The organism is Burkholderia perseverans (assembly GCF_022870505.1).
In the GTDB taxonomy this organism is placed as follows: Bacteria; Pseudomonadota; Gammaproteobacteria; order Burkholderiales; family Burkholderiaceae; genus Burkholderia; species Burkholderia plantarii.
In genome coordinates this window covers 3,840,524-3,864,906 of sequence record NZ_CP045094.1, presented here as the reverse complement: position 1 = coordinate 3,864,906, position 24,383 = coordinate 3,840,524, and the positions used below count along the sequence as shown (strand labels likewise).

Below are 24,383 nucleotides of genomic sequence, written 5' to 3'. Positions count from 1 at the left end.
GACAGCGCCGCGTCGCGCGGGTTCGCGCCGGCACGCGCTGGGTTCGCGTGAATCGCGCGAAGCGACGGAAAACAGCGGAAAACGCGGGAAAACACGCAGGCCGGCTGACGCGAAGCTGACGCGCCGCTGACGCTGCCGTCCGGCCGGCCCGCGCGAGCGGCTCCCGGCCATCGCGCCGGCGGTACGCAAGCGCCGCGCGAGGCATGCGGAGCAGGCCGGACAGCCGACTGTACGAACCCTGCGAGGGCGCCGGCACGCATCGGGCAGGGCGAGGCCATGCACGGCACCGGTCGCGTGGTCCGGTGGAGCCAGGGGAGGCGGGATGAGCAAAAGTCGTTCGCGCAGGAAGGTGCGGGCGCCGCACGAACTGCATCGCGGCGCCCGCCCGGCGGCCGGGTCGTGCGGCCCGGGCTCGCTTACTTTGCCTTGCCCTGCTGCGCGACGGCGGCCTGCGCCTTCGCGATCGCTTCCTGGTCGCCGAGGTAGTAATGGCGGATCGGCTTCAGGTCTTCGTCGAGTTCGTAGACGAGCGGCACGCCGTTCGGGATGTTGAGGCCGACGATGTCGGCGTCCGAGATGCCGTCGAGGTACTTGATCAGCGCGCGCAGCGAGTTGCCGTGCGCGGCGATCAGCACCTGCCGGCCGCTCTTGACGGCCGGTGCGATCGACTCGTTCCAGAGCGGCAGCACGCGCGCGACCGTGTCCTTCAGGCATTCGGTCAGCGGCAGCTGCTCGCGCGGCACCTTCGCGTAGCGCGGGTCGCCGTAGGGCGCGCGCTCGTCGTTCGCTTCCAGCGCCGGCGGCGGCGTGTCGTAGCTGCGGCGCCAGACCAGCACCTGCTCGTCGCCGAACTTGGCGGCCGTCTCGGCCTTGTTGAGGCCCGACAGCGCGCCGTAGTGGCGCTCGTTGAGGCGCCACGAGTGGACCACCGGCAGGTACATCTGGTCCATCTGGTCCTGCACGTGCCAGAGCGTGCGGATCGCGCGCTTGAGCACCGACGTGTACGCGACGTCGAACGCGTAGCCGGCTTCCTTCAGCAGGACGCCGGCCTGGCGCGCTTCGGCATTGCCCTGCTCGGTCAGGTCGACGTCGACCCAGCCGGTGAAGCGGTTTTCCTTATTCCAGGTCGATTCGCCGTGGCGGATGAGAACGAGCTTGTACATGGTTGCTTGCGGTCGGTAGTGAGGAAGCGAAGCGGCGGGCGACGCCTTCCGGAAGCGGCGGCGCCATCGCGACAGGCGGATATTTTATAATGGCGCGATTGTCCTTTTCGATTTCTCTTTTTGCGGCGGATTCTCCGTGACGTTCTTTACCGATTACACGAACCTTGCGCTCATCGCGATCCTGCTCGTCTCGGGCGGCATGCTGGTCTTCCCGACGCTGCGTCGCGGCGGCGGCGGCCTGTCGACCGGCGAGGCGACCCAACTGATCAACCGGCGCAACGCGATCGTGATCGATCTGCGCCCGGCCGCCGAATACGGCGCGGGCCACCTGCCGGCGGCGCGCTCGGTCGAATTCTCCGAGCTCGCCGGCAAGCTCGGCCAGGTCGCGAAGAACAAGAGCGCCCCGGTGCTGCTGGTCTGCCAGAACGGACAACAGTCGAACAAGGCGGCCAAGGTCGTGCGCGAAGCCGGCTACGGCGAGGTTCATGTGCTGCAGGGCGGCCTGGCCGCCTGGCAGAAGGCCGGCATGCCGGTCGTCAAACAAGGAGTGGCGAAGTGAACAAAGTGGTCATGTACAGCACGCAGGTCTGCCCGTATTGCATGATGGCCGAGCGCCTGCTCAAGCAGCGCGGCGTCGAGCAGATCGAGAAGGTGCTGATCGACAAGGATCCGTCGCGGCGCGCCGAGATGATGGAACGCACCGGCCGCCGGACCGTGCCGCAGGTCTACATCGGCGAGACACACGTGGGCGGCTACGATGACCTGTCGAAGCTGGATCGCGAAGGTGGCCTGCTGCCGCTTCTGGAAGCGGCCTGATTCCGGCAGAATGACCGCCTTCCCGAGCGCCGGGAGGGCTACGCGCCTCGCTTGCACGACACAACAACCGGGTGGCCGGAGGAAGCCGGTCGCCGTCATACCATTTTTAGGGAGCCAACATGTCCGACGTCGAAAACCAGCCGTTCTTCAACATCCAGCGCATCTACCTGAAGGATCTCTCGCTCGAGCAGCCGAATTCGCCGGCGATCTTCCTCGAACAGGACATGCCGTCGGTTGAGGTGGAAGTCGACGTGAAGGCCGAACGTCTGGCCGAAAGCGTGTATGAAGTGGTCGTCTCGGGTACCGTGACGGCGAAGGTCAAGGACAAGGTCGCGTTCCTGATCGAGGCCAAGCAGGCCGGCATCTTCGATATCCGCAACATCCCGGACGAGCAGCTCGATCCGCTGGTCGGCATCGCCTGCCCGACGATCCTGTTCCCGTACCTGCGTTCGAACATCGCCGACGCGATCACGCGCGCGGGCTTCCCGCCGATCCACCTGGCCGAGATCAACTTCCAGGCGCTCTACGAGCAACGCCTCGCGCAGATCCAGCAGCAACAGGCCGGCGCCGCCAACGGCGCACCGAACGGCACGACGCTGAACTGAGCGCGTCCCGCGAACCGGTGCTGGGTATGAAAGTCGCTGTTCTCGGCGCCGGTGCATGGGGCACCGCGCTCGCCGCGCATCTGGCCGCGCGGCACGATACGCTGCTCTGGGCGCGCGATCGCGCGCTCCTCTCCGGGCTCGATGCCCGTCACGAAAACACCCGTTACCTGCCCGGCGTGCCGCTGCCGGCCGCGCTGCGCTGCGAGCCGGATCTGTCGGCCGCGCTCGCGCACGCGGCGGCCGACGACGCGCTGTGCGTGATCGGCGCACCGGTGGCCGGGCTGCGCGCGCTCTGCGCGGCGATGCTCGAGGCGGGCTGCGTGCCCGCGCATCTGCTGTGGATCTGCAAGGGCTTCGAGGCCGAGACGGAGCAGATGCCGCATCAGGTGATCGCCGAGGCGCTGCCCGGCCACGCGAGCCACGGCGTGCTGTCCGGGCCGAGCTTCGCGCGCGAGGTGGCGCAGGGGCTGCCGGTGGCGCTGACCGTCGCGAGCGCGTCGACGGCCTGCCGCGATCTTACGCTGGCCGCGTTCCACCACGGCGCGATGCGGATCTATACCGGCGACGACGTGGTCGGCGTCGAGGTGGGCGGTGCGGTCAAGAACGTGCTCGCGATCGCGACCGGCATCGGCGACGGGCTCGGCCTCGGCCTCAATTCGCGCGCGGCGCTGATCACGCGCGGGCTGGCCGAGATGTCGCGGCTCGGCGTGGCGCTGGGCGGACGCGCGGAGACGTTCACGGGGCTCGCCGGCTTGGGCGACCTGATCCTGACCGCCACCGGCGACCTGTCGCGCAACCGCAAGGTCGGGCTGCAACTGGCCGAGGGCCGTTCGCTCGACGAGATCCTCGGCGCGCTCGGGCATGTGGCCGAGGGCGCGCGCTGCGCGCGCGCGGTGCTGGCCATCGCCCGCGCGCAAGGCATCGACATGCCGATCACCGAGGCCGTCTGCGGCGTGCTGTTCGACGGCGTCGCGCCGCGCGAGGCCGTCAACGGGCTGCTGCGCCGCGACGCCAAGGCGGAGTGAGCGCTCGCTGACGGTTGGTGCCGCTCGAGGGCAGGGAGCCGCTGCGTGCTCGTCGGCGGCGCGTGGTCCTCGCTGCGGTGTTTTCCCGGCCGTGTCGCGCGTGTCGACCGGGCACGGGCGATGCCGGCCGAGCGCTGCGCTGATTACGCGGGTGCCCGCGAATTCCTCTCTTGTTTCCCTTGAATAACCGGCTTCGTCGTTCAATCTGACGATAATCCGCCGTCTCTCGCCTCGATACCCCGCTTCGCCCGCCGCACCGCGCGCCGTTCTCGGCCGCGACGACATGGCTGGCGCCGCGCCGGCATCGCGTCTACGCTTGGCGCTATCGCGATTGCCGGTGGAGGAGGCCAGCATGCTCACGATCGGTTCGACCCGTGTCGAGGCGCGCGTCGTCGACATCACGACGCTCGCGCTCGACGCGATTGTCAACGCGGCGAACGAATCGCTGCTCGGCGGCGGCGGCGTGGACGGCGCGATCCACCGCGCGGCGGGGCCGGACCTGCTGGCCGAGTGCCGCACGCTCGGCGGCTGCGCGACCGGCGACGCGAAGCTCACGCACGGCTACCTGCTGCCGGCGCGGCACGTGATCCACACGGTCGGGCCGGTCTGGCACGGCGGCATGTCGGGCGAGGCCGAGCAACTGGCGTCGTGCTACCGGCGCTCGCTCGAAGTGGCGGCGGCGGCCGGCTGCGCGTCGGTGGCGTTCCCGGCGATCAGCTGCGGCGTCTATCGCTTCCCGCCCGAGGCGGCCACCACGATCGCCGTCAGCACCGTCGTGTCGATGCTGCCCGGCGCCGGCTTCACGCGCATCGTGTTCGCCTGCTTCGCCGACGACCTGCTCGAACACTATCGGCGCGAACTGGCGCGACTCTGAGGCGGCGGATCCGCATCTCGCCCCGAGGCATCACCGCCGCGTGGCGCCGGTCGCCGCTCATTGCGTTCGGCCGCCCGGCCTTCGTCTCATTCGCCCCCTTCGAAACCGGCCTGGCGCCAGGCCTCGAACACCACCACGGCCACCGTGTTCGAGAGGTTGAGGCTGCGGTTGTCGGGCCGCATCGGCAGCCGCACGCGCTGCTCGTTCGGGAAGCGCGCGAGCATCGCCTCGCTGAGGCCGCGCGTCTCGGCGCCGAACACGAACCAGTCGCCCGGCGTGAACGCGCGGTCGTGGAAGCGCCCCGAGCCGCGCGTCGTGAACGCGAACATCCGTGCCGGGTCCGGCTGCTCGGCGGCGAGGAACGCGTCCCAGTCGCGATGCACCTGCATCCGCGCGTATTCGTGATAGTCGAGCCCGGCGCGGCGCAGCTTCGCGTCCTCGAGCGGGAAGCCGAGCGGCTCGATCAGGTGCAGCCGCGCGCCGGTATTGGCGCAGAGGCGGATCACGTTGCCGGTGTTCGGCGGGATTTCGGGTTCGACGAGTACGACGTTGAACATGTTCGTTTCCGGTTCATGAATGCGTGAAACATGGCGCGGAGCTGCCGGGCGTTGCCGCGGCCGGGCTCCTGCTGCCTTCGATGTTGCCTTGATCCTGCCCTCGCTGCGGGCGCCGCCGCGACCGCGATCGCAGTTTCCACCCGTGCGTTTCAATCGCGCGCGGTGCGCAGCGCGACGTAGTTCGTCACGCGCCGCGCGCCCGCCTGCTTGAGCAGCACGGCGAGCGCCGCGAGCGTCGCGCCCGAGGTCATCACGTCGTCGACGAGTCCCACGTGCAGCCCGGACACGTCGCGCGTCACGACGAACGCGTGCGCCATGTTCGCGCGCCGCGCCGCCGCGTCGAGTTGCGTTTGCGGCGCGGTATGGACCGTGCGCACCAGCAGCGCCGGCTCGGCGCGCACCTCGAGCGCGCGTGCGAGCGGCCGTGCGATCGCCCAGGCCTGGTTGTAGCCGCGCTCGACCAGCCGCCGCCGCGCGAGCGGCACCGGCGCGATCAGGTCGGGCCGCGCGTCGGCCTGCGTGGCGCCGTGCACTGCGGGCCGGTCGTGTACCGCGCGCGCGAGCCGTTCGGCGAACAGCCCGCCCAGCGCGAGCCGCGCACGGAACTTCAGGTCCAGCACGAGGCTCGCGAGCGGCGGGCGGTAATCGGCCAGCGCGAACGTCGCGTCGAACGGCGGCGGCGCGTGGCGGCACGCGCCGCAGCGATAGCTGCCGCGGCGTGCATGCCGCGAACGAAATGCGGACAGCGGCAGCGCGCATTGCACGCAGCGCAGCCGCGTTTCGTTCCAGTACGCTTCGTCGCATGCGCTGCACAACACGTTGCGTGGCGAATTGCCGCACGAGTTGCCGCACAGCGCGCAGAGACCGGGCAGTGCCAGCGCCGCGAAGTGCGCGAGCCGGCCGCGCCATCCCGCTGTGCAGCATGCGATTCGTCTGTTGCGACGCAATACGCCGGCGATCGACATCGGTTCCTCCGCGAGTGCCGCCCGCGCTGAAGTCCGCGAGGCGAGCGAGTATACTTCGCGCACTTCGCCAGTTTGCCCGACATGTCTTCCGTTCCCGCACCTTCTGGCCGTCCGGCCAACGATCCCCGACATCTGCGGCGGATCTTCGATCGCCGTGCCGCCGCGTTCGACGCGGTCGCTTTCCTGCCGCGTGAAATCGCGCAGCGCATGGGCGAGCGTCTCGACTACATCAAGGTCAATCCGGCGGGCGTGCTCGACGCCGGCTGCGGCATCGGCGACGACCTGCCCGCGCTGCGCACGCGCTTTCCCGAAGCGCCCGTGTACGGCGTCGACGTGTCGGCGGCGATGCTCGCGCGCGCCGCGTCGCGCGACGCGGCCGACACCAGCTGGCGCCGCTTCCTGCCCTCGGCGCTGTCGAAGGCGCTGGGCCAGCGCGGCCCGCGCCTCGCGCAGGCCGACTTCGCGGCCCTGCCGTTCGCGGGCGGCGCGTTCGACTTCGTCTGGTCGAATCTCGCGCTGCACTGGCATTCGCGCCCGGACCGGGTGTTTCCCGAATGGCAGCGCGTGCTGCGCGCAAACGGGCTGCTGATGTTCAGCACGTTCGGCCCCGACACGCTGCGCGAATTGCGTGCCGCCTATGCCGATGCTGAGGCCGTTACCGATTGCGCGCCGCGCCCACACGTGATCGACTTCGTGGACATGCACGATCTGGGCGACATGCTCGTCGAGAGTGGCTTCGAGATTCCGGTCATGGACCAGGAGCGGCTGACCGTCACCTACCAGTCGCCGGAATCGCTGCTCGCGGACGTGCGGCGCTGGGGCGCCTATCCGTTCGCGCGCGATGGCGGCGAGCGCCTGTCGGCCCGCACGCGGCGCGCGCTGAGCGAAGCGCTCGAGGCGCGCCGTCGTGACGACGGCACGATCGCGCTGACGTTCGAAGTGATCTACGGCCACGCGTGGAAGGCGGTGCCGCGTACCACCGCCGACGGCCACGGCATCGTGCGCATCGAGGACATCGGCAGAGGTCGTCCCAAGAATCTCTGAGTCGGTAAAGAGGGGTTTCGTTATGCTTGAAATTAGCAGTCGAAAACGTCTCGGAAAAACCTTATAGAATGGCTGAAACGCTTGTCCCGCTTGGGTTTGCGGGCGGCGGACGCTTGCTTGTAGATGCGTATGTTCGCGCCTATAATGCGTCAGTTTGCCGTCCTGCACGCGTCCCACAATACAGGTCGGCAGGCCCGGTTCGGGCCAGCTTCGATGCCGATTGCGAGAGGCAGCGATGGATGGAACGATGGGTTTCACGGACACCGAAACAGTCCTGATGGACTGGCTCATCAAACGCAACTGTTCGGTGTCGCCGCGCCAGTTCGTTGCGTGCTACGCATCGCTGGCCGCTTTCTCGCTTGCGATCGCCGCGCTGCTGTCGTGGCGCGGTGCCTGGCTCGTGCTGCCGTTCACCGGTGTCGAGTTACTGGCAGTCGGCGTTGCATTCACGATGTATGCACGCCACGCAGTCGATTACGAACGTATCAGGCTGTTTCCTCATCGGCTCCTGATCGAGCAGATGAGTGCGGAACGGCTGACGTGCTTCGAGTTCAATCCGCGCTGGGTGCGGGTCGAGCCCGGCGCGTCGCCGCGCGATCCGGTGCGGGTCGTGTGCCGGGGGCGGAGCGTCGTGGTCGGGCAGCATCTCGCGCAGTACCGGCGCGCCCAGTTCGCTCATGAACTGCGCGTGTCGCTGATGCGCTGCGGCTGATCGAGGCGGCCGCGGCGTACCGCCGGCGGCGGGGAGGGTAGGAATGACAATTTTGGGTAAGGAAGCCATGAAAACAATCAAGCGCGCCCTCACTGGTTTGCTGGCCGTCAGCGGACTCATCGCGTCCGGTGCCGCATTCGCCGTCGGCGACAGTCCAGGCGGCCCACGCGTCAACGAAATCAACCTCCAGCCGCCCGTCACGAAGATCGCGCAGGAACTGTACGACCTGCACACGATGATGCTGATCCTCTGCACGGTGATCTTCGTCGGCGTGTTCGGCGTGATGTTCTATTCTGTTTTCGCCCATCGCAAATCGCGCGGCCACAAGGCCGCGAATTTCCACGAAAGCACCACCGTCGAAATTATCTGGACGATTGTGCCGTTCGTGATCGTGGTGTTGATGGCGCTGCCGGCCACCAAGGCGGTGGTCGCGATGAAGGACACCACCAATGCCGACGTCACGATCAAGGTCACCGGCTATCAGTGGAAGTGGGGCTACGACTACGTGAAGGGGCCGGGCGAGGGCATCAGCTTCGTCTCCACGCTCACTACGCCGCGCAGCGAGGTGAACGGCCAGCAGCCGATCAATGAAACCTACCTGCAGGAAGTCGACCACCCGCTGGTGGTGCCCGTCGATAAAAAGATCCGCATCATCACCACCGCCAACGACGTGGTCCACTCGTGGTACGTGCCCGCGTTCGGCGTGAAACAGGATGCGATTCCGGGCTTCGTGCGCGACACCTGGTTCAAGGCCGAGAAGGTCGGCACCTATCGCGGCTTCTGCACCGAGCTGTGCGGCAAGGAGCATGCGTACATGCCGGTGGTGGTGCAGGTGCTGTCGGCCGACGACTACGACAAGTGGGTCAAGGACGAAAAGGCCAGGGCCGCTTCCGCCACGCTCGATCCGAACAAGGTGTGGACCAGCGCCGAGCTGATCGCGCACGGCGAGGACGTCTACAAGGCCAACTGCGCGGTCTGCCACCAGCCGAACGGCAAGGGCCTCGGCGCGTTCCCGGCGCTCGACGGCAGCAAGGTCGCCAACGGCCCGATCGCGCAGCACGTGAGCCTGGTGCTGAGCGGCAAGGGCGCGATGCCGAGCTGGGCCTCGCTGTCGGACGTCGATCTGGCCTCGGTCATCACCTACGAGCGCAACACGTGGGGCAACCACATGGGCGACGCGCTGCAGCCGAAGCAGGTGGCCGACGCGCGCAACGGCAAGCTGCCCGAAGGCGGCGCGACGCAGGCGGCGGCCCCGGCGGCCGAGGCCTCGGCGCCAGCGACGGCGGCATCGGGCGGCGACGCGTCGGGCACCGCGGCGGCCGCGGCCTCCGCGCCGGCTGCGGCTCAATCCGCCGCTCAGTCCGCCGCGCTGCCGGCCGCCGTCTATTTCGATACCGGCAAGAGCGAACTGCCGGCCGACGCGAAGGCCGCGCTCGATGCCGCCGCGCAATACGCGAGCGCGCATCCGGACGCGAAGCTGGCGCTGTCGGGTTACACGGACACCACGGGCTCGGCCGATGCCAACGCCGAACTCGCGAAGCGTCGCGCGCAGGCTGTGCGCGACGCGCTGAAGGCGGCCGGCGTCGCCGAGGACCGGATCGTGTTGAAGAAGCCGCAGACGATCACGGGCGGAGCGGATGCCAAAGAGGCGCGCCGTGTCGAAATCGGCCCGGCTGCCTGACGTGTCGTTCGTCGTCTAGGTCGACGTCATCGGAACAAGAATCAGGAGACATCCATGTCTAGCATAGGACACGACGTAACCGCGGGACACGCGCACGACGATCATGCGCACGAGCTACCGCACGGCTGGCGCCGCTGGCTGTTCGCGACCAATCACAAGGATATCGGCACGCTGTACCTGCTGTTCTCGTTCGTGATGTTCCTGTCGGGCGGCGTGATGGCGCTCGGCATTCGCGCCGAGCTGTTCGAGCCGGGCCTGCAGATCATGCGCCCCGAGTTCTTCAACCAGCTCACCACGATGCACGGCCTGATCATGGTGTTCGGCGCGATCATGCCGGCCTTCGTCGGCTTCGCGAACTGGATGGTGCCGCTGCAGATCGGCGCCTCGGACATGGCGTTCGCGCGCATGAACAACTTCAGCTTCTGGCTGCTGCCGGTGGCGGCGGTGCTGCTGGTCGGCTCGTTCTTCGCGCCGGGCGGCGCGACCGCGGCGGGCTGGACGCTGTACGCGCCGCTCTCCACGCAGATGGGGCCGGGCATGGACTTCGCGATCTTCGCGGTCCACCTGATGGGTGCCTCGTCGATCATGGGCGGCATCAACATCGTCGTGACGATCCTGAACATGCGCGCGCCGGGCATGACGCTGATGAAGATGCCGATGTTCGCGTGGACCTGGCTGATCACCGCCTACCTGCTGATCGCGGTGATGCCGGTGCTGGCGGGCGCGATCACGATGGTGCTGTTCGACCGCCACTTCGGCACCTCGTTCTTCAACGCGGCCGGCGGCGGCGACCCGGTGATGTACCAGCACATCTTCTGGTTCTTCGGCCACCCCGAGGTCTACATCATGATCCTGCCGGCGTTCGGGATCGTCTCGCAGGTGATCCCGGCGTTCTCGCGCAAGCCGCTGTTCGGCTACAGCTCGATGGTGTACGCCACCGCGTCGATCGCGATCCTCTCGTTCATGGTCTGGGCGCACCACATGTTCGCCACCGGCATGCCGGTCACGGGCCAGCTGTTCTTCATGTACGCGACCATGCTGATCGCGGTGCCGACCGGCGTGAAGGTGTTCAACTGGGTCGCCACCATGTGGCGCGGCTCGCTCAGCTTCGAGACGCCGATGCTGTTCGCGATCGGCTTCCTGTTCGTGTTCACGTTCGGTGGGCTGACCGGGCTGATGCTGGCGATGGCGCCGCTCGACATCCAGTACCACGGCACCTACTTCGTGGTGGCGCACTTCCACTACGTGCTGGTGGCGGGCTCGCTGTTCGGGCTGTTCTCGGGCTGGTACTACTGGTCGCCGAAATGGACCGGCTGGATGTACAACGAGATGCGCGGCAAGATCCACTTCTGGGCGTCGATGATCTTCTTCAACGTCACGTTCTTCCCGATGCACTTCGTCGGCCTGGCCGGCATGCCGCGCCGCTATGCGGACTACCCGGCGCAGTTCACCGACTTCAACCAGGTCGCGACGATCGGCGCGTTCGGCTTCGGCCTCGCGCAGGTCTACTTCCTGTTCGCGGTGGCGCTGCCGGCCTATCGCGGCGGCGGCAGCCTCGAGAAGGCGCCGGACAAGCCCTGGGACGGCGCGATCGGCCTCGAATGGACGGTCCCGAGCCCGGCGCCGTTCCATACCTTCGAGCATCCGCCGACCGTCGACTGATCCACCGCGCGCTGGCCGCCCGGCCCGGGCGGCGGCGCACCAACCCGCCCGAGCCGATGAACCGCAACCGTTCGCAAGCACGCACGCCCGCGCAGATCCGCGCGGGCAACCGGCGGCTGGGCCTCGTGCTGCTGGCCGTGGTCGCCGCCTTTTTCATCGCCGCCGTCGTCAGGCAATGGATCGCTTCCACTTCATGACGCCGGCATGAGCGCATAACGGAGAGGATTCCTCACCATGTCGGAACCGGTCGTCGACGGTGATTCGAGCTTCAATCGCACGATGCTGCTGAAGCTCGTGGTGGTCGCGGCACTGATGTTCGGCTTCGGTTTCGCGCTGGTGCCGATCTACCGCGCGATCTGCCAGGTGACGGGCCTCAACAACCTCGTGCAGCGCGACGTCAGCGCGCGCGAGGCACGCAACACGCAGGTGGACCTGAGCCGCACGATCTCGGTGGAGCTCGACGCGAACGCGCGCGGCCCGCTCGGCTTCCGGCCCGAGCAGCGCAGCCTCGACGTGCATCCTGGCGAGGTGATGACGGTGGTCTACGAGGTCACCAACGCGCAGGACCGGCAGGTGGTCGCGCAGGCGATCCCGAGCTACGCGCCGAAGCAGGCCACCGAGTATTTCAAGAAGATCGAATGTTTCTGTTTCGCGCAGCAGACGCTGAAGCCGAACGAGTCGCGCCGCATGCCGGTGGTGTTCGTGGTGGACCAGGCGCTGCCGAAGGACGTGAAGACGATCACGCTGTCCTACACGTTCTTCGAGCTGAACCCGCCCGCCCAGGCGGCGGCCCAGGCCGCGAAGCAGGGCGCGTGAGCGGGCGGCAACCGAGGCAGCGCCGGGGAGGCGACGATGACGCAAGGCTCGTTTGGCAAGACGCTCAAGGCCGTGTTCTGGTCGTTCTTCGGCGTGCGCCGGCGCAGCGACCTCGAGGCCGACGCGCAGTCGCTGAATCCGCTGCACGTGCTGATCGTCGCGCTGCTCGCGGCGGCGGCGTTCATCGGCCTGCTGCTGCTGGTCGTGCATGCGGTGGTCGGCTAGCGCGGGCGGCAGGCGGAGCCGGCGGGGGGCGGCGCGCGCGAGGGGCGCGGCCGCGGTTTTGGCGCGAGGCGGCGCGCTCGCGAAGCTTTCCGGATCGTTCCGGAATCAACTGGACTGAAGTGGAGAATCAAGCATGAGCGGCCAACACGAAAGCCCTTACTATTTCATCCCGCAGCCGTCGCGGCACCCGATCAGCGCGGCGCTCGGCCTGCTCGTCATGCTCGGCTCGGTGGCGCTGTGGATCAACGGTCACGCCTGGGCGCCGATCACCGTCACGCTCGGCCTGCTGTGGGTGCTGTTCGTGCTCTATCACTGGTTCGGCGACGCGATCTCCGAGTCGGAGGGCGGCATGTACGGCCAGCGCGTCGACAAGTCGTACCGCTGGAGCATGAGCTGGTTCATCTTTTCCGAGGTGATGTTCTTCGGCGCGTTCTTCGGTGCGCTGTTCTACGCGCGCGAGATCGCGCTGCACCAGCTCGGCAGCCTCGACTACCGGCTGATCTGGCCGGACTTCAGCGCGGTCTGGCCGAACGAGGGGCCGGCCGCGCTGGCGGGCCACTTCCGCACCATGGGGCCGTGGCCGGTGCCGACCATCAACACCGCGCTGCTGCTGAGCTCGGGCGCCACGCTGACGGTCTCGCACCATGCGCTGCGCGAGGATCACCGGCGCAAGGCGATCGCCTGGCTCGCGGCCACCATCGTGCTCGGCGTGAGCTTCCTGTTCCTGCAGGGCTTCGAGTATTTCCATGCGTACAACGAACTGAACCTGACGCTCGCTTCGGGCGTGTACGGCTCGACGTTCTTCCTGCTGACGGGCTTCCACGGCTTCCACGTGTTCCTCGGCGGCACGATGCTGACCGTGGTGCTGGTGCGGATGCTGCGCGGGCACTTCAAGCCCGATCACCATTTCGCGTTCGAGGGCGCGGCCTGGTACTGGCACTTCGTGGACGTGGTGTGGCTGGGCCTGTACGTGGTGGTGTACTGGCTGTCGTAGGACACGCGCCGGGCCGCGCGCGAGGTATGCGCGGCGCGGAGGAGGCCGGCGGCGCAGGCCGCAGCCTCAGCGGCCTCAGCGGCCTCAGCGGCCGAGCGGGATGCCGGTCGAGTGGATCCAGCCCATCCAGTTCGCGAACAGGATGAACAGGAACAGCGAGATCGACAGGCCGACGCGCGTCGCGAGCGACCAGACCATGCGCTTCGTCTGGCCCCGATCGTGCATCATGAAATAGAGGGCCGAGGCGAGGCTCGCGAGGATCAGCGCAAACGCAATGGGAACGAGGATGTGCATGGCACTTACCGTGGAATGGCGATTCGTCGCAGACGTGTCGATTATCCCACTTCGATCGCGCCGATGTGACACGTCGGAGACCGTGCGATGAAGCTGCGCTGGCTGCCCGCGCTGCTGATCCTCGCGGTGATCGCCGTGACGCTGCGGCTCGGCTTCTGGCAGCGCGATCGCGCCCATCGCAAGGAGGCGCTCGAGGCACAGGTACTGCGCTACGAGCATGCGACCCCGTTCGTGGCCGGCTCGGCGCCGGTGGCGCTCGACACGGTCGAGTTCCATCGCGTGCGTGCGACCGGCCGCCTCATTCCCGGTGCCGTCGTTTATCTCGATAATCGCGCCTACCGTGATCAGCCCGGCTTTTACGTGGTGATGCCGATGCGGCTCGCCAACGGCGGCTACGTGCTCGTCAACCGTGGCTGGCTGCCGCGCAACAGCGCCGACCGCACGGCGATCGCGCCGTTTGCGACGCCGTCCGGCAACGTGACGATCGAGGGCATCGCGCGCGCCGACGCCTCGCGCGCGTTCGAGCTGGGGCGGGATGGAGCGGCCGGGCACCAGCGGATTCGCCAGAATCTCGAGGTCGCCGCCTATGCGCGGGAAACGGGGCTGCCGCTGCAGCCCTACGTGATCCAGCAGACCAGCGACAGCGACGACGGTCTGGTGCGCGACTGGCCGCAGCCGACCCAGGACGTCGGGCGCAACTACGGCTACATGGTGCAGTGGTGGGCGATGGCCGCGGCGGCGGCCGGTTTCGGGCTCTACGCGGCGCGGCGCGCGGCGCGCAAGCCTTCGGGCGCGACCTGAGCGCGCCACGGGCGGCGCCCGGCGCCGCGTTCGGATTCGTATCCAGAGGATGAAGAGGAACTTCGTGTCGACCCAGCCTTCCCGTCCGACGCCGGCCCGACCGGGACCCGACCGCCAGCCCGGCCAGCCCGGCGATGGCACCGCGGGCCATGACCCCGATTTAGGGCGCGGCACATCGTCGCAGCGAGGCTCGTGGCGACGCGGGCGCTGGGTGGTGCTCGCGCTGTGCCTGATCTGCGCGGCGCCGCTCCTCGCTTCCTACTTCACCTACTACGTGGTCAAGCCCCGTGGCGGTTCGACCAATTACGGCACGCTGATCGAGCCACAGCGGCCGATCCCCGCCGCGCTCACGGCGACCGACGAAAACGGCCGGACCGTGGCGCTGGCCTCGCTGCGCGGGATCTGGCTGCTCGTGATGGAAAACGGCAGTTTGTGCGATGATGCGTGCGCCCGGAAACTGTACTTCATGCGGCAGGTCCGCGCGACGCAGGGCGGCGAGCGGCAGCGCATCACGATGGTCTGGCTGCGCCGCGACGCGGCGAGCGTCGATGCGAAAATCCTGGCCGCCTATCCGGACACCCGGCGCTTCGTCGCCGATCCGGCCGCGCTCGACGCATGGCTGCCGGCCGAGGCCGGCACGCAGGCGACGGATCACATCTATCTGGTGGACCCCAACGGCAACCTGATGATGCGTTTCCCGAAGGACCCCGACCCCAGCCGGATCAAGAACGACGTGACGAAGCTGCTCAAGTGGTCGAGCATCGGCTGACCGGCCGGTACCCGCAATCGAGAATTCCCGGATGTACTTACTGCAACTGGGCCTGATCGGCCTCACCATCGCGCTGTTGCCCCTCTCCTACGTGTGGGTGAAGGCCGACGACGACAAATTCCGCAAGCTCGTCTGGATGACGACGTTCTTCACGCTCGATCTCGTGATGTTCGGCGGCTTCACGCGGCTCACCGACTCCGGGCTCGGCTGCCCGGACTGGCCCGGCTGCTACGGCACCTCGTCGCCGTTCATCGCGCACGCGGCGATCTCGGCCGCGCACCTGGCGATGCCCACCGGCCCGGTCAGCATGAGCAAGGCCTGGATCGAGATGATCCACCGCTATTTCGCGATGGCGATCGGCGTGCTGATCATCGCGCAGATGACCATCGCCTGGGTCGCGAAGGCGCGCCGCCGGCCGCTGTCGGTGTCGCCGTGGTGGCCCACCGGCCTGCTGCTGCTGATCGTCGTGCAGGGCGTGTTCGGCGCCTGGACGGTCACCATGAAGCTGCAGCCGGTGATCGTCACCACCCACCTGCTGCTCGGCCTCACGCTGCTCGGCGCGCTCGGCTGGCTGGCCGCGCGCATGACGCCGCTGCCGGCCCACGATCCCGAGGCGGGGCGCCACCGCGTGGCCGCGCTCACGGCGCTGGTGCTGCTGGTGGTGCAGATCGCGCTGGGCGGCTGGGTCAGCACCAATTACGCGGTGCTCGCCTGCACCGATTTCCCGACCTGCAACGGCCAGTGGCTGCCGCCGATGGATTTCACGCACGGCTTCCATCTGTGGCGCGCGCTCGGCATGTCGGGCGACGGCGAGGCGATCACGCAGGACGCGCTGGTGGCGATCCACTGGACCCACCGCACGTTCGCCGTGGTGGTGGTCGCCTATCTGGTCGCGTTCGCGCTGCGCATGCGTCGCTTCGAATCGCTGCGGCGGCCCGCCAACGGCGTGCTGCTGGTGGTCGCGATCCAGTTCGTGACGGGGCTGTCGAACATCGTGCTGCAGTGGCCGCTGCCCGTCGCCGTCGCGCACAACGGCGGGGCTGCGATCCTGCTGCTGTTGCTCGTCATGTTAAACTTTCGAATCCTTTCAAGTCGTCCCGGCCGCGTCGCGCTCCCCGCGCGCGATATCGCGCCCGCCTGACGCTCCCCACGCTCATGGAATCCTCGCTTTCCCAGTCCCCCGGCAGCCGCCTGTCGCAATATTTCGCGCTGACCAAGCCGCGCGTCACGCAACTCGCGGTGTTCTGCGCCGTGATCGGGATGTTCCTCGCCACGCCCGGCATGGTGCCGCTGCGTCCGCTGATCGGCGGCACGATCGGCATCTGGCTGCTGGCCGGCGCCGCGTTCGCGATCAACTGCCTCGTCGAGCAGAAGATCGACGCGAAGATGCGCCGTACCGCGTGGCGGCCGTCCGCGCGCGGCGAAATCACCACGCCGCAGATCCTGGCCTTCTCGACGGTGCTCGGCGGCGCCGGCGCCTGGACGCTCTACACCTTCACGAATCCGCTGACGATGTGGCTGACGATCGCCACCTTCGTCGGCTACGCGGTCGTCTACACGCTGCTGCTCAAGCCCGCCACGCCGCAGAACATCGTGATCGGCGGCGCCTCCGGCGCGATGCCGCCGGCGCTCGGCTGGGCCGCCGTGACGGGCACCGTGCCCGGCGACGCATGGATCCTGGTGCTGATCATCTTCGTCTGGACCCCGCCGCACTTCTGGGTGCTCGCGCTCTACCGGATCAAGGACTACGAGAACTCGGGCCTGCCGATGCTGCCCGTCACGCACGGCGAGAAGTTCACGCGGCTGCACATCCTGCTCTACACGTTCATCCTGTTCGTCGTGACGATGATGCCGTTCATCTCGGGCATGAGCGGCGTGCTCTACCTGGCGAGCGCGGTGCTGCTCGGCGCGGTGTTCATCGCCTACGCGTGGAAGGTCTACGTCGACTATTCCGATGCGCTCGCGCGCCGCGCGTTCCGCTACTCGATCGTCTATCTGTCGCTGCTGTTCATGGCGCTGCTCGTCGATCACTACGTGCGCCCGCTGCTCGGCTTCTGAGCGCGCCGCGATGATGCCGCGCCCCTTTCCGCCCACGCGGCGGCGCTGGCTCGCCGCCTGCGCCGCGGCCGGCGCGCTGCTGCTCGCCGGCTGCAGCCGCCAGCCGGCCTTCGAGAATCTCGACATCACCGGCAACACGCAGTTCGGCCAGGATTTCTCGCTGCCCGACACGGCGGGCCACACGCGCACGCTGGCCGACTACAAAGGCCGCGCCGTGGTGCTGGTGTTCGGCTACACGCATTGCCCCGACGTCTGCCCGACCACGCTGGCCGAACTCGCGCAGGCGAGGCAGCAACTCGGCGCCGAGGGCAAGCGCGTGCAGGTGCTGCTCGTCAGCGTCGACCCCGAACGCGATACGGCGCCGCTGCTCGCGCAGTACGTGGCCGCGTTCGATCCGTCGTTCGTCGCGCTGCGCCCGGCCAGCGACGCGCAGCTGAAGCAGGTGGCGAAGGATTTCCGGATCTATTACGCGAAATCGCCGGGCAAGACGCCCGACGGCTACACGATGGACCACACGGCCGCGAGCTACGTGTTCGACCCGGCCGGCAAGCTGCGCCTGTTCGTGCGCGACGGGCAGGGGCCGGCGCCGTGGGTCCACGACCTGAAGCTGCTGCTGGGCTGAGCGCGGCACCTTCGGCCCGGCGTCCTCCCGCGCTGCCGAGACGATCGACACACCGGCCATGGACCTTCGGAGTCCTGCCGGTTCCCGCCGGGCACCGTCATTGCCAGCGCGCGGCATACCCATATGAGCGGGATGTATTTCACTCGGCGCCGATCCTGTGACACCATTCGCACTCTTTGACGGGCGGGGTGGCCACGAGCCGCGTCGTCCTTTTATCAAGTCGGTACCGCAACAACACGGAAGCGAGAACAACAGATGAAGCGTCGCAATCTCCTGAAAGCAGTGTCCGCCGTCGTCGCCGCCAGCGCGGCCCTCGGCATGTCGTTCGGCGCCCACGCGCAGGACAAGGTGATCAAGGTCGGCACGGTGGCCGGCCCGGATGCGCAGGTGTGGCAGGTGGTGCAGAAGGTTGCGAAGGAGAAGCAAGGCCTGAACGTGAAGGTCATCGAGTTCAACGACTACGTGCAGCCGAACGCGGCGCTCGATTCGGGCGACCTCGACGCGAACAGCTTCCAGCACCAGCCCTACCTCGACAGCCAGATCAAGCAGCGCGGCTACAAGCTCGTCAGCGCGGGTCTGACCTACATCTCGCCGATCGGCGTGTATTCGAAGAAATACAAGTCGCTGAAGGACCTGCCGGCGGGCGCGAAGCTCGCGGTGCCGAACGATCCGTCGAACGAGAACCGCGCGCTGCTGCTGCTGCAGGCGCAGGGCGTGATCAAGCTGAAGGCCGGCGCGGCCACGGGCGGCAACAACGCGACGGTGCTCGACATCGCCGACAACCCGAAGAAGCTGAAGATCTCGGAGCTGGACGCGGCGCAGCTGCCGCGCGTGCTCGGCGACGTGGACGCGGCCGTGATCAACACCAACTACGCGCTGGCCGCGAACCTGCAGCCGACCCAGGACGCGATCGCGCTCGAATCGCTGACGAGCCCCTACGCGAACCTGATCGCCGTGCGCGCGCAGGACAGGAACCAGCCGTGGGTGAAGAAGCTCGTCGCGGCCTATCAGTCGCCGGAAGTGAAGGACTTCATCAACAAGCAGTTCAAGGGTTCGATGGTGCCGTCGTTCTGAGCACGCGACCCGCGTTGTATCGGTAGTCGATCGAAAGGCCCCACGGGGCCTTTCGTCGTTTTCGACCCCGACAAAAAGTCGGCGCTAAATCTGTCCCGGCCGGGCGGCTTCCCTTATACTGTATAAACGTACAGTAATCGGCTGCCTCATGCCCACCGCTTCCGTCTCCCTCGAATCGCTGCATCCGTCGCTCTGGCGGGGCTCCCAGCTCGCCCGCGGCGGCCCGCGCACGGTCGGCACCGGCTATCCGGCGCTGTCGGCCGAGCTGCCGGGCGGCGGCTGGCCGGTAGGCGGCCTCGTCGAGCTGCTGGTGCCGCACGCGGGCTGCGGCGAGATGCGGCTGCTTGCGCCGGGGCTGGCCGGCAGCGTCGCCGAGCGGCGCCCGCTCGCGCTGGTGGCGCCGCCGCATCCGCCGCACGCGGCCGCGCTGGCCGAATTCGGCGTGCCGCTCGATGCCTTGCTGTGGTTGCGCACGGCGAACCGGCGCGATGCCCTGTGGACAGCCGAGCAAACGCTGAAGACCGGTTGCTGTGGCGCGCTGCTGTTCTGGCAGACCGAGGCCGCGCCGGCCGACGTGCTGCGGCGCCTGCATCTGGCGGCCGCGCGCGCCGGCGACACGCTGTTCGTGATGCTGCGCCCGCTCGCGGCGGCGCGCCAGCCGTCGCCGGCGGTGCTGCGGCTCGCGCTGCGGCCGCTGCCGGGCGGCGTGTCGGTCGAGATCGTCAAGCGCCGCGGGCCGGCCTGCGCGGCGCCGCTCGAACTCGCGTTGCCGTCGCCGATCGTGGAGGGTCGTTATGCGCGTCTTGCTCGGCATCCATCTGCCGCGCCTGCCGCTCGACGTGTGCGCGTGCTCGCCTGAGCCCGCGTCGGCCGCGGGCAGCGCCGTGCTCGAACAGGGCGTGGTGCTGGTGGCCGACGCGGCGGCCCGCGCGCGCGGCGTGCGGCCCGGCATGAAGCGCGGCGGCGTGCTGACGCTCGCGCCCGACACGCATCTGGTCGAGCGCGATCTCGCGCGCGAGGCCGATGCGCTGCGCGCGGTCGCGCTGGCGCTGCTGCGCTTCTCGCCGTCGGTCGCGCTCGACGAGGAGGCGACGCTGATCGTCGACGTCGGCGCGAGCCTGCGGCTGTTCGGCGGACTGCCCGCGCTGTGCCGGCAGGTGGGCGCGGCGCTGGCGGCGCTCGGTTACGCGGCCCGCATCGGCGCCGCGCCCACCGGCCGCGGCGCCTGGCTGCTGGCGCGTGGCCGGCCGGGCCGCGACCGGCGCCGGCGCGTGGCGCGCGAGGCCAGCCTGCGGCGCGTGCTCGATGCGCTGCCCTGCGTGCTGATGCCGGCCGCGCGGCCCTACGCGGGCTGGCTCGACGGGCTCGGCTGCGCGACGCTCGCCGACCTGCGTCGGCTGCCGCGCGCGGGGCTGCAGCGCCGCTGCGGGCCGGCGCTGCTCGAGGCGCTCGATCGCGCCTACGGCGAGCTGCCGGAGCCGTTCGCGTGGCTGCCGATTCCCCCCGAATTCGACGCGCGCCTCGAATTGCCGGAGCGCGTCGAGCACGCCGAGGCGGTGCTGTTCGTCGCGCGCCGGCTGGTGGCGCAACTGGGCGGCTGGCTGGCCGCGCGGCAGCTCTCGCTCGCCGCGCTGCGCTTCGATCTCGAACACGAGCGCGGCCGCTGCGCGGTGCCGCCCACCTCGGTCGAGCTCGCGTTCGCCGAGCCCACGCGCGACGAGCTGCATTGCCTGCGCGTGCTCGGCGAGCGGCTCGCGCGCGCCGAACTGCCGGCCGCCGTGCTGGCGGTGCGGCTCGTCGCGACGCGCGTCGAGGCGGTCGCGCCGCCGCCCGTCGACCTGTTCCCCGAGCCGGGCCGCACGCGCGAGGCGCGCGCGCGGCTGGTCGAGCTGCTGAGCGCGCGCCTCGGCGCCGACAACGTGCTGTGCGCGGCGCCCGGCGCCGACCATCGCCCCGAGGCCGCCAATCGCTGGCTGCCCTCGCATGCGCCGGCGGGCCGCCCGCCCGAGGCGCCGGCCGCGGCGCCGCGCCCCGCCTGGCTGCTGGCCGAGCCGATCGCGCTCGCGATGCGCGAGAACCGGCCTTGCCATCGCACGCCGCTGCGGCTGATGTCGACGGCCGAGCGTGTCGAGGGCGGCTGGTTCGACGGGCAGGTCGTGCTGCGCGATTACTACGTCGCGCAGGACGACGACGGCGCCTGCTACTGGATCTACATGGACCGCGACCGGCGCGACGGCGAGCCGCGCTGGTTCCTGCACGGCCTGTTCGGGTGACGCGATGGTGATGCCGTCGGTCCTGCCCGCCTATGCGGAGCTGTTCTGCCGTTCGAATTTCTCGTTTCTGTGCGGCGCGTCGTCGGCCGACGCACTCGTCGCGCGCGCGCACGAGCTCGGCTATCGCGGCATCGCGGTCACCGACGAATGCTCGCTCGCCGGCGCGCCGCGCATGCACGTGGCCGTGAAGGCGAAGAACGCCGAACTCGAGGCTGCCTGGGAGGCCGCCGGCGCGCTGCCGGCCGACCAGCCCGAGCCGTTCCGGCTCGCCGTCGGCGCGTATTTCGCGCTGACGCCCGACCTCGTCGCGCCGGGCGGCGACCCCGGCCCCGGCGCGTTCGGGCTCGTGCTGCTGGCGCGCAATCGCGAGGGCTACGGCAACCTGTCCGAGCTGATCTCGTGGCGGCGCATGGCGGCGCCGAAGGGCACCTACACGCTCACGCCGCGCATGCTGGCCGCGCCGCCGCCCGAGCTCGCGCACCTGCGCGGCATGCCCGACTGCTTCGCGATCCTGGTGCCGGCCTATCCGGTGCGCGCCGACGTGCTCGACGCGCAGCTCGCGTGGTGCGCGGCGCAGTTCGGCGAGCGCGCGCGGCTCGGCCTCGTGCAGCTGGGGCGCTCGCTCGACGGCGTGTATCGCGAGACGATCGAGGCGGCCGGCGCGCGGCGCGCGATGCCGCTCGTCGCGCTCGGCGACGTGACGATGCACGTGCGCTCGTGCAAGCCGCTGCAGGACCTGATGACGGCGATCCGGATCGGCCGGCCGGTCGGCGAATGCGGCTACGCGCTGGCCGCGAACGCCGAGCAGCACCTGCGCGGGCTCGGGCGCATCGCGCGGCTGTTTCCGGAGGAGGCGATCGCCGAGACCTGCCGGATGCTCGACGCCTGCCGCTTCGACATGAAGGAGCTGAAGTACGAATATCCGCGCGAGATCGTGCCGGCGGGCATGACGCCGACCGAGTACCTGGCGCAGGAAACCCGGCTCGGTGCGCTGAAGCGTTTTCCGGAGAAGACGCATCCCGACGGCGTCCCGGCCGACGTGCAGGCGCGGATCGACTACGAGCTCGCGCTGATCGCCGAGATGGAATACGAGCCGTTCTTCCTGACCGTCTACGACATCGTCAAGTTCGCGCGTGAGCAGGACATCCTGTGCCAGGGGCGCGGCTCGGCCGCGAATTCGGTGGTCTGCTACTGCCTCGGCGTGACGTCCGTCGACCCGCAGCGCAGCACCATGCTGTTCGAGCGCTTCATCTCGAAGGAGCGAAACGAGCCGCCCGACATCGACGTCGATTTCGAGCACGAGCGGCGCGAGGAAGTGATCCAGTATATCTACGAGAAGTACGGCAAGGATCGCACCGCGCTCGCGGCGGCGGTCTCCACCTACCGGCCGCGCGGCGCGCTGCGCGAGACCGGCAAGGCGCTCGGCGTCGATCCGATGCTGGTCGAGCGCGTCGCCAAGGGGCATCGCTGGTTCGACGGCAGCGCCGACCTGCTCGCGCGCTTCGCCTCGGTCGGGCTCGATCCCGAGGTGCCGCTGATCCGCGCCTGGGCCGAACTCGCGTCGCGGCTGCTCGGCTTTCCGCGCCACCTGTCGCAGCATTCGGGCGGCTTCGTGATCAGTCGCGACAAGCTCACGCGGCTCGTGCCGATCGAGAACGCGGCGATGGAGGGGCGCCGCGTGATCCAGTGGGACAAGGACGATCTCGAGGCGCTCGGGCTCATGAAGGTGGACGTGCTCGCGCTCGGCATGCTGACGGCGCTGCACCGCGCGTTCGATTTCGTCGAGGCGTGGCGCGGCACGCGCATGCGGGTCGCCGACATCAAGGAAGGCGACGAGGCGACCTACGCGATGATCTCGCGCGCCGACACGGTGGGCGTGTTCCAGATCGAGTCGCGCGCGCAGATGTCGATGCTGCCGCGCCTGAAGCCGGAAAACTACTACGACCTCGTGATCGAGGTGGCGCTCGTGCGGCCGGGGCCGATCCAGGGCGGTGCCGTGCATCCGTACCTGCGGCGCCGGCAGGGGCTCGAACCCGTCGAGTATCCGAAAGAGGACCTGAAGCCGGCGCTCGAACGCACGAAAGGCGTGCCGATCTTCCAGGAGCAGGTGATGCAGATCGCGATCATCGCGGCCGGCTTCACGCCCGGCGAGGCCGACGAGCTGCGGCGCGCGATGGCGGCCTGGAAGCGCAAGGGCGATCTCGGCAAGTATCGCGAGCGGATCGTCGCGGGCATGCGCGCGCGCGATTATCCGGAGAGCTTCGCGGACCAGATCTTCGAGCAGATCAAGGGCTTCGGTGAATACGGCTTTCCGGAGAGCCACGCGGCGAGCTTCGCGATCCTCGTCTACGCGAGCAGTTGGCTCAAGTGCCACGAGCCGGCGATCTTCCTCGCCGCGCTGCTGAACAGCCAGCCGATGGGTTTCTATCCGCCCGCGCAGCTGGTGCAGGACGCGAAGCGGCATGGCGTGACGGTGCGGCCGATCGACGTGACGGCGAGCGGCTGGGACGCCTCGCTCGAGGCGCTGCCCGGCGAGCCGCCGCCCGCGGGCCGGCCGGCCGTGCGGCTCGGCATGGCGCTGGTGGCCGGGCTGGGCCGCGAGGCCGCGCTGCGCATCGAGGCGGCGCGCGCCGCGCGACCGTTCGAGAGCGTCGACGACCTGGCGCGCCGCGCGCGGCTGGAGCGGCGCGAGCTGGAGGCGCTGGCGGCCGCCAACGCGTTCGCGACGCTCGCCGGCAACCGGCGCGACGCGCTCTGGCAGGCCGTGGCGGCAACGCCGTCGCGCGACCTGCTGGCCGCCGCGCCGATCCACGAAGCGGCGAAGCCCGCGCTCGGCGCGCCGTCCGAGGCCGACGACATCCTCGCCGACTATCGCACCATCGGCCTGACGCTGAACCGGCATCCGGTGGCGCTGCTGCGCGACGCGCTGCGCGCGCGCCGGCTGTCCTCGGCCGAGGAACTGGGCGCGCACCGCAACAAGCGGCTCGCGCGCGCCTGCGGGATCGTCACCGCGCGGCAGATGCCGAGTACCGCGAAGGGCACGCTGTTCGTCACGCTGGAGGACGAGACCGGCTGCGTGAACGTGATCGTGCGGCGCGAGCTGATCGAGCGGCAGCGCCGCGAGATCCTCGACGCGCGGCTGCTCGCCGTGTACGGCGTGTGGCAGAGCGAGAACGAGGTCCGGCACCTGATCGCGCAGTATCTGGAGGACCTGACGCCGCTGCTGGGCGGGCTGCGCACCTCGAGCCGCGAGTTTCACTGAGATTGATTGAGGCACGGCGGCTTGATCGGTTCGACGGCGCGGCCGATCGCCTGCGGTAAGATGGGCGCCGCTACGGGTGGCGAACCACCCG

Annotated in this window: 26 protein-coding genes; 22 read left to right on the top strand and 4 right to left on the bottom strand. The window is 69.3% G+C overall.

Features of this window, described 5'->3' with window-relative positions; translation table 11 throughout:
- Window positions 1-416: 416 nt before the first annotated feature.
- A complete protein-coding gene (gene gpmA / locus BpN12_RS31770; RefSeq protein ID WP_246796061.1) occupies window positions 417-1,163 on the bottom strand; it encodes a 2,3-diphosphoglycerate-dependent phosphoglycerate mutase in 747 nt (248 codons plus the stop codon).
- 136 nt (window positions 1,164-1,299) lie between these two features.
- Here gpmA and BpN12_RS31765 point away from each other — a divergent pair, with 136 nt between their 5' ends.
- The 5 genes from BpN12_RS31765 (at window position 1,300) to BpN12_RS31745 (ending at window position 4,483) form a co-directional block, all read left to right on the top strand.
- The gene (locus BpN12_RS31765; RefSeq protein WP_042626093.1) at window positions 1,300-1,722 is read left to right on the top strand and encodes a rhodanese-like domain-containing protein; all 423 of its coding nucleotides are present in this window, start codon (window positions 1,300-1,302) and stop codon (window positions 1,720-1,722) included.
- Window positions 1,719-1,979: a glutaredoxin 3 gene (grxC, locus tag BpN12_RS31760; protein ID WP_042626092.1), complete on the top strand. Its 261-nt coding sequence runs from the start codon at window positions 1,719-1,721 to the stop codon at window positions 1,977-1,979. Before BpN12_RS31765 ends, grxC begins: the two co-directional genes overlap by 4 nt.
- A 119-nt stretch (window positions 1,980-2,098) precedes the next feature.
- A complete protein-coding gene (gene secB, locus BpN12_RS31755; RefSeq protein ID WP_042626091.1) occupies window positions 2,099-2,584 on the top strand; it encodes a protein-export chaperone SecB in 486 nt (161 codons plus the stop codon).
- Window positions 2,585-2,610: 26 nt separating this feature from the next.
- A complete protein-coding gene (locus tag BpN12_RS31750; RefSeq protein ID WP_246796060.1) occupies window positions 2,611-3,609 on the top strand; it encodes an NAD(P)H-dependent glycerol-3-phosphate dehydrogenase in 999 nt (332 codons plus the stop codon).
- Between the two features lie 352 nt (window positions 3,610-3,961).
- On the top strand, window positions 3,962-4,483 hold the full coding sequence (locus BpN12_RS31745) for an O-acetyl-ADP-ribose deacetylase (protein ID WP_246796059.1): 522 nt from the start codon (window positions 3,962-3,964) through the stop codon (window positions 4,481-4,483).
- Window positions 4,484-4,569: 86 nt separating this feature from the next.
- Here the strand turns inward: BpN12_RS31745 and trmL are convergent, their stop codons facing one another.
- Window positions 4,570-5,040: a tRNA (uridine(34)/cytosine(34)/5-carboxymethylaminomethyluridine(34)-2'-O)-methyltransferase TrmL gene (trmL, locus tag BpN12_RS31740; protein ID WP_246796058.1), complete on the bottom strand. Its 471-nt coding sequence runs from the start codon at window positions 5,038-5,040 to the stop codon at window positions 4,570-4,572.
- Between the two features lie 149 nt (window positions 5,041-5,189).
- Window positions 5,190-6,005, bottom strand: a complete 816-nt coding sequence (locus BpN12_RS31735) for a ComF family protein (RefSeq protein WP_246796057.1) — start codon at window positions 6,003-6,005, stop codon at window positions 5,190-5,192.
- An 81-nt stretch (window positions 6,006-6,086) separates the two neighbouring features.
- Between BpN12_RS31735 and BpN12_RS31730 the strand changes: the two genes are divergently transcribed.
- The 8 genes from BpN12_RS31730 to BpN12_RS31695 all read left to right on the top strand — a co-directional run bounded on the left by BpN12_RS31730 (window position 6,087) and on the right by BpN12_RS31695 (window position 13,139).
- Window positions 6,087-7,049, top strand: a complete 963-nt coding sequence (locus BpN12_RS31730) for a methyltransferase domain-containing protein (protein ID WP_246796056.1) — start codon at window positions 6,087-6,089, stop codon at window positions 7,047-7,049.
- A 235-nt stretch (window positions 7,050-7,284) separates the two neighbouring features.
- Window positions 7,285-7,761, top strand: a complete 477-nt coding sequence (locus tag BpN12_RS31725) for a DUF2244 domain-containing protein (RefSeq protein WP_246796055.1) — start codon at window positions 7,285-7,287, stop codon at window positions 7,759-7,761.
- A 43-nt stretch (window positions 7,762-7,804) separates the two neighbouring features.
- Window positions 7,805-9,442: a cytochrome c oxidase subunit II gene (gene coxB / locus BpN12_RS31720; protein ID WP_246796054.1), complete on the top strand. Its 1,638-nt coding sequence runs from the start codon at window positions 7,805-7,807 to the stop codon at window positions 9,440-9,442.
- Window positions 9,443-9,496: 54 nt separating this feature from the next.
- On the top strand, window positions 9,497-11,104 hold the full coding sequence (ctaD, locus tag BpN12_RS31715) for a cytochrome c oxidase subunit I (protein ID WP_198251048.1): 1,608 nt from the start codon (window positions 9,497-9,499) through the stop codon (window positions 11,102-11,104).
- 56 nt (window positions 11,105-11,160) lie between these two features.
- On the top strand, window positions 11,161-11,301 hold the full coding sequence (locus BpN12_RS31710; RefSeq protein ID WP_042626082.1) for a cytochrome oxidase small assembly protein: 141 nt from the start codon (window positions 11,161-11,163) through the stop codon (window positions 11,299-11,301).
- Window positions 11,302-11,338: 37 nt separating this feature from the next.
- On the top strand, window positions 11,339-11,920 hold the full coding sequence (locus BpN12_RS31705) for a cytochrome c oxidase assembly protein (RefSeq protein WP_246796053.1): 582 nt from the start codon (window positions 11,339-11,341) through the stop codon (window positions 11,918-11,920).
- A gap of 36 nt (window positions 11,921-11,956) precedes the next feature.
- Entirely contained in the window at window positions 11,957-12,145 is a 189-nt protein-coding gene (locus BpN12_RS31700; protein WP_246796052.1) for a DUF2970 domain-containing protein, read from the top strand.
- Window positions 12,146-12,278: 133 nt separating this feature from the next.
- Window positions 12,279-13,139, top strand: a complete 861-nt coding sequence (locus BpN12_RS31695; protein ID WP_246796051.1) for a cytochrome c oxidase subunit 3 — start codon at window positions 12,279-12,281, stop codon at window positions 13,137-13,139.
- Between the two features lie 84 nt (window positions 13,140-13,223).
- On the opposite strand, the gene BpN12_RS31690 is transcribed toward BpN12_RS31695, so the two are convergent.
- Window positions 13,224-13,433, bottom strand: a complete 210-nt coding sequence (locus BpN12_RS31690; RefSeq protein WP_013699452.1) for a twin transmembrane helix small protein — start codon at window positions 13,431-13,433, stop codon at window positions 13,224-13,226.
- 87 nt (window positions 13,434-13,520) lie between these two features.
- Here BpN12_RS31690 and BpN12_RS31685 point away from each other — a divergent pair, with 87 nt between their 5' ends.
- The 9 genes from BpN12_RS31685 (at window position 13,521) to BpN12_RS31645 (ending at window position 24,292) form a co-directional block, all read left to right on the top strand.
- Entirely contained in the window at window positions 13,521-14,234 is a 714-nt protein-coding gene (locus tag BpN12_RS31685; RefSeq protein ID WP_246796050.1) for an SURF1 family protein, read from the top strand.
- Window positions 14,235-14,283: 49 nt separating this feature from the next.
- Window positions 14,284-15,003, top strand: a complete 720-nt coding sequence (locus BpN12_RS31680) for an SCO family protein (protein WP_246796049.1) — start codon at window positions 14,284-14,286, stop codon at window positions 15,001-15,003.
- A gap of 31 nt (window positions 15,004-15,034) precedes the next feature.
- Window positions 15,035-16,144, top strand: a complete 1,110-nt coding sequence (locus BpN12_RS31675; protein WP_246796048.1) for a COX15/CtaA family protein — start codon at window positions 15,035-15,037, stop codon at window positions 16,142-16,144.
- Between the two features lie 14 nt (window positions 16,145-16,158).
- Window positions 16,159-17,061 (top strand): heme o synthase, encoded by a 903-nt coding sequence (gene cyoE / locus BpN12_RS31670; protein WP_246796047.1) that lies wholly within the window; start codon window positions 16,159-16,161, stop codon window positions 17,059-17,061.
- Between the two features lie 10 nt (window positions 17,062-17,071).
- Entirely contained in the window at window positions 17,072-17,683 is a 612-nt protein-coding gene (locus BpN12_RS31665) for an SCO family protein (protein ID WP_246796046.1), read from the top strand.
- Between the two features lie 255 nt (window positions 17,684-17,938).
- Complete coding sequence (locus BpN12_RS31660; protein ID WP_246796045.1) at window positions 17,939-18,757, top strand: MetQ/NlpA family ABC transporter substrate-binding protein; 819 nt, start codon at window positions 17,939-17,941, stop codon at window positions 18,755-18,757.
- A 148-nt stretch (window positions 18,758-18,905) separates the two neighbouring features.
- Complete coding sequence (imuA, locus tag BpN12_RS31655; RefSeq protein ID WP_246796044.1) at window positions 18,906-19,616, top strand: translesion DNA synthesis-associated protein ImuA; 711 nt, start codon at window positions 18,906-18,908, stop codon at window positions 19,614-19,616.
- Window positions 19,552-21,030 (top strand): Y-family DNA polymerase, encoded by a 1,479-nt coding sequence (locus BpN12_RS31650; RefSeq protein WP_246796043.1) that lies wholly within the window; start codon window positions 19,552-19,554, stop codon window positions 21,028-21,030. The genes imuA and BpN12_RS31650 overlap by 65 nt, the downstream gene beginning before the upstream one ends.
- Window positions 21,031-21,034: 4 nt before the next feature.
- Window positions 21,035-24,292 (top strand): error-prone DNA polymerase, encoded by a 3,258-nt coding sequence (locus BpN12_RS31645; RefSeq protein ID WP_246796042.1) that lies wholly within the window; start codon window positions 21,035-21,037, stop codon window positions 24,290-24,292.
- Window positions 24,293-24,383 lie beyond the last annotated feature (91 nt).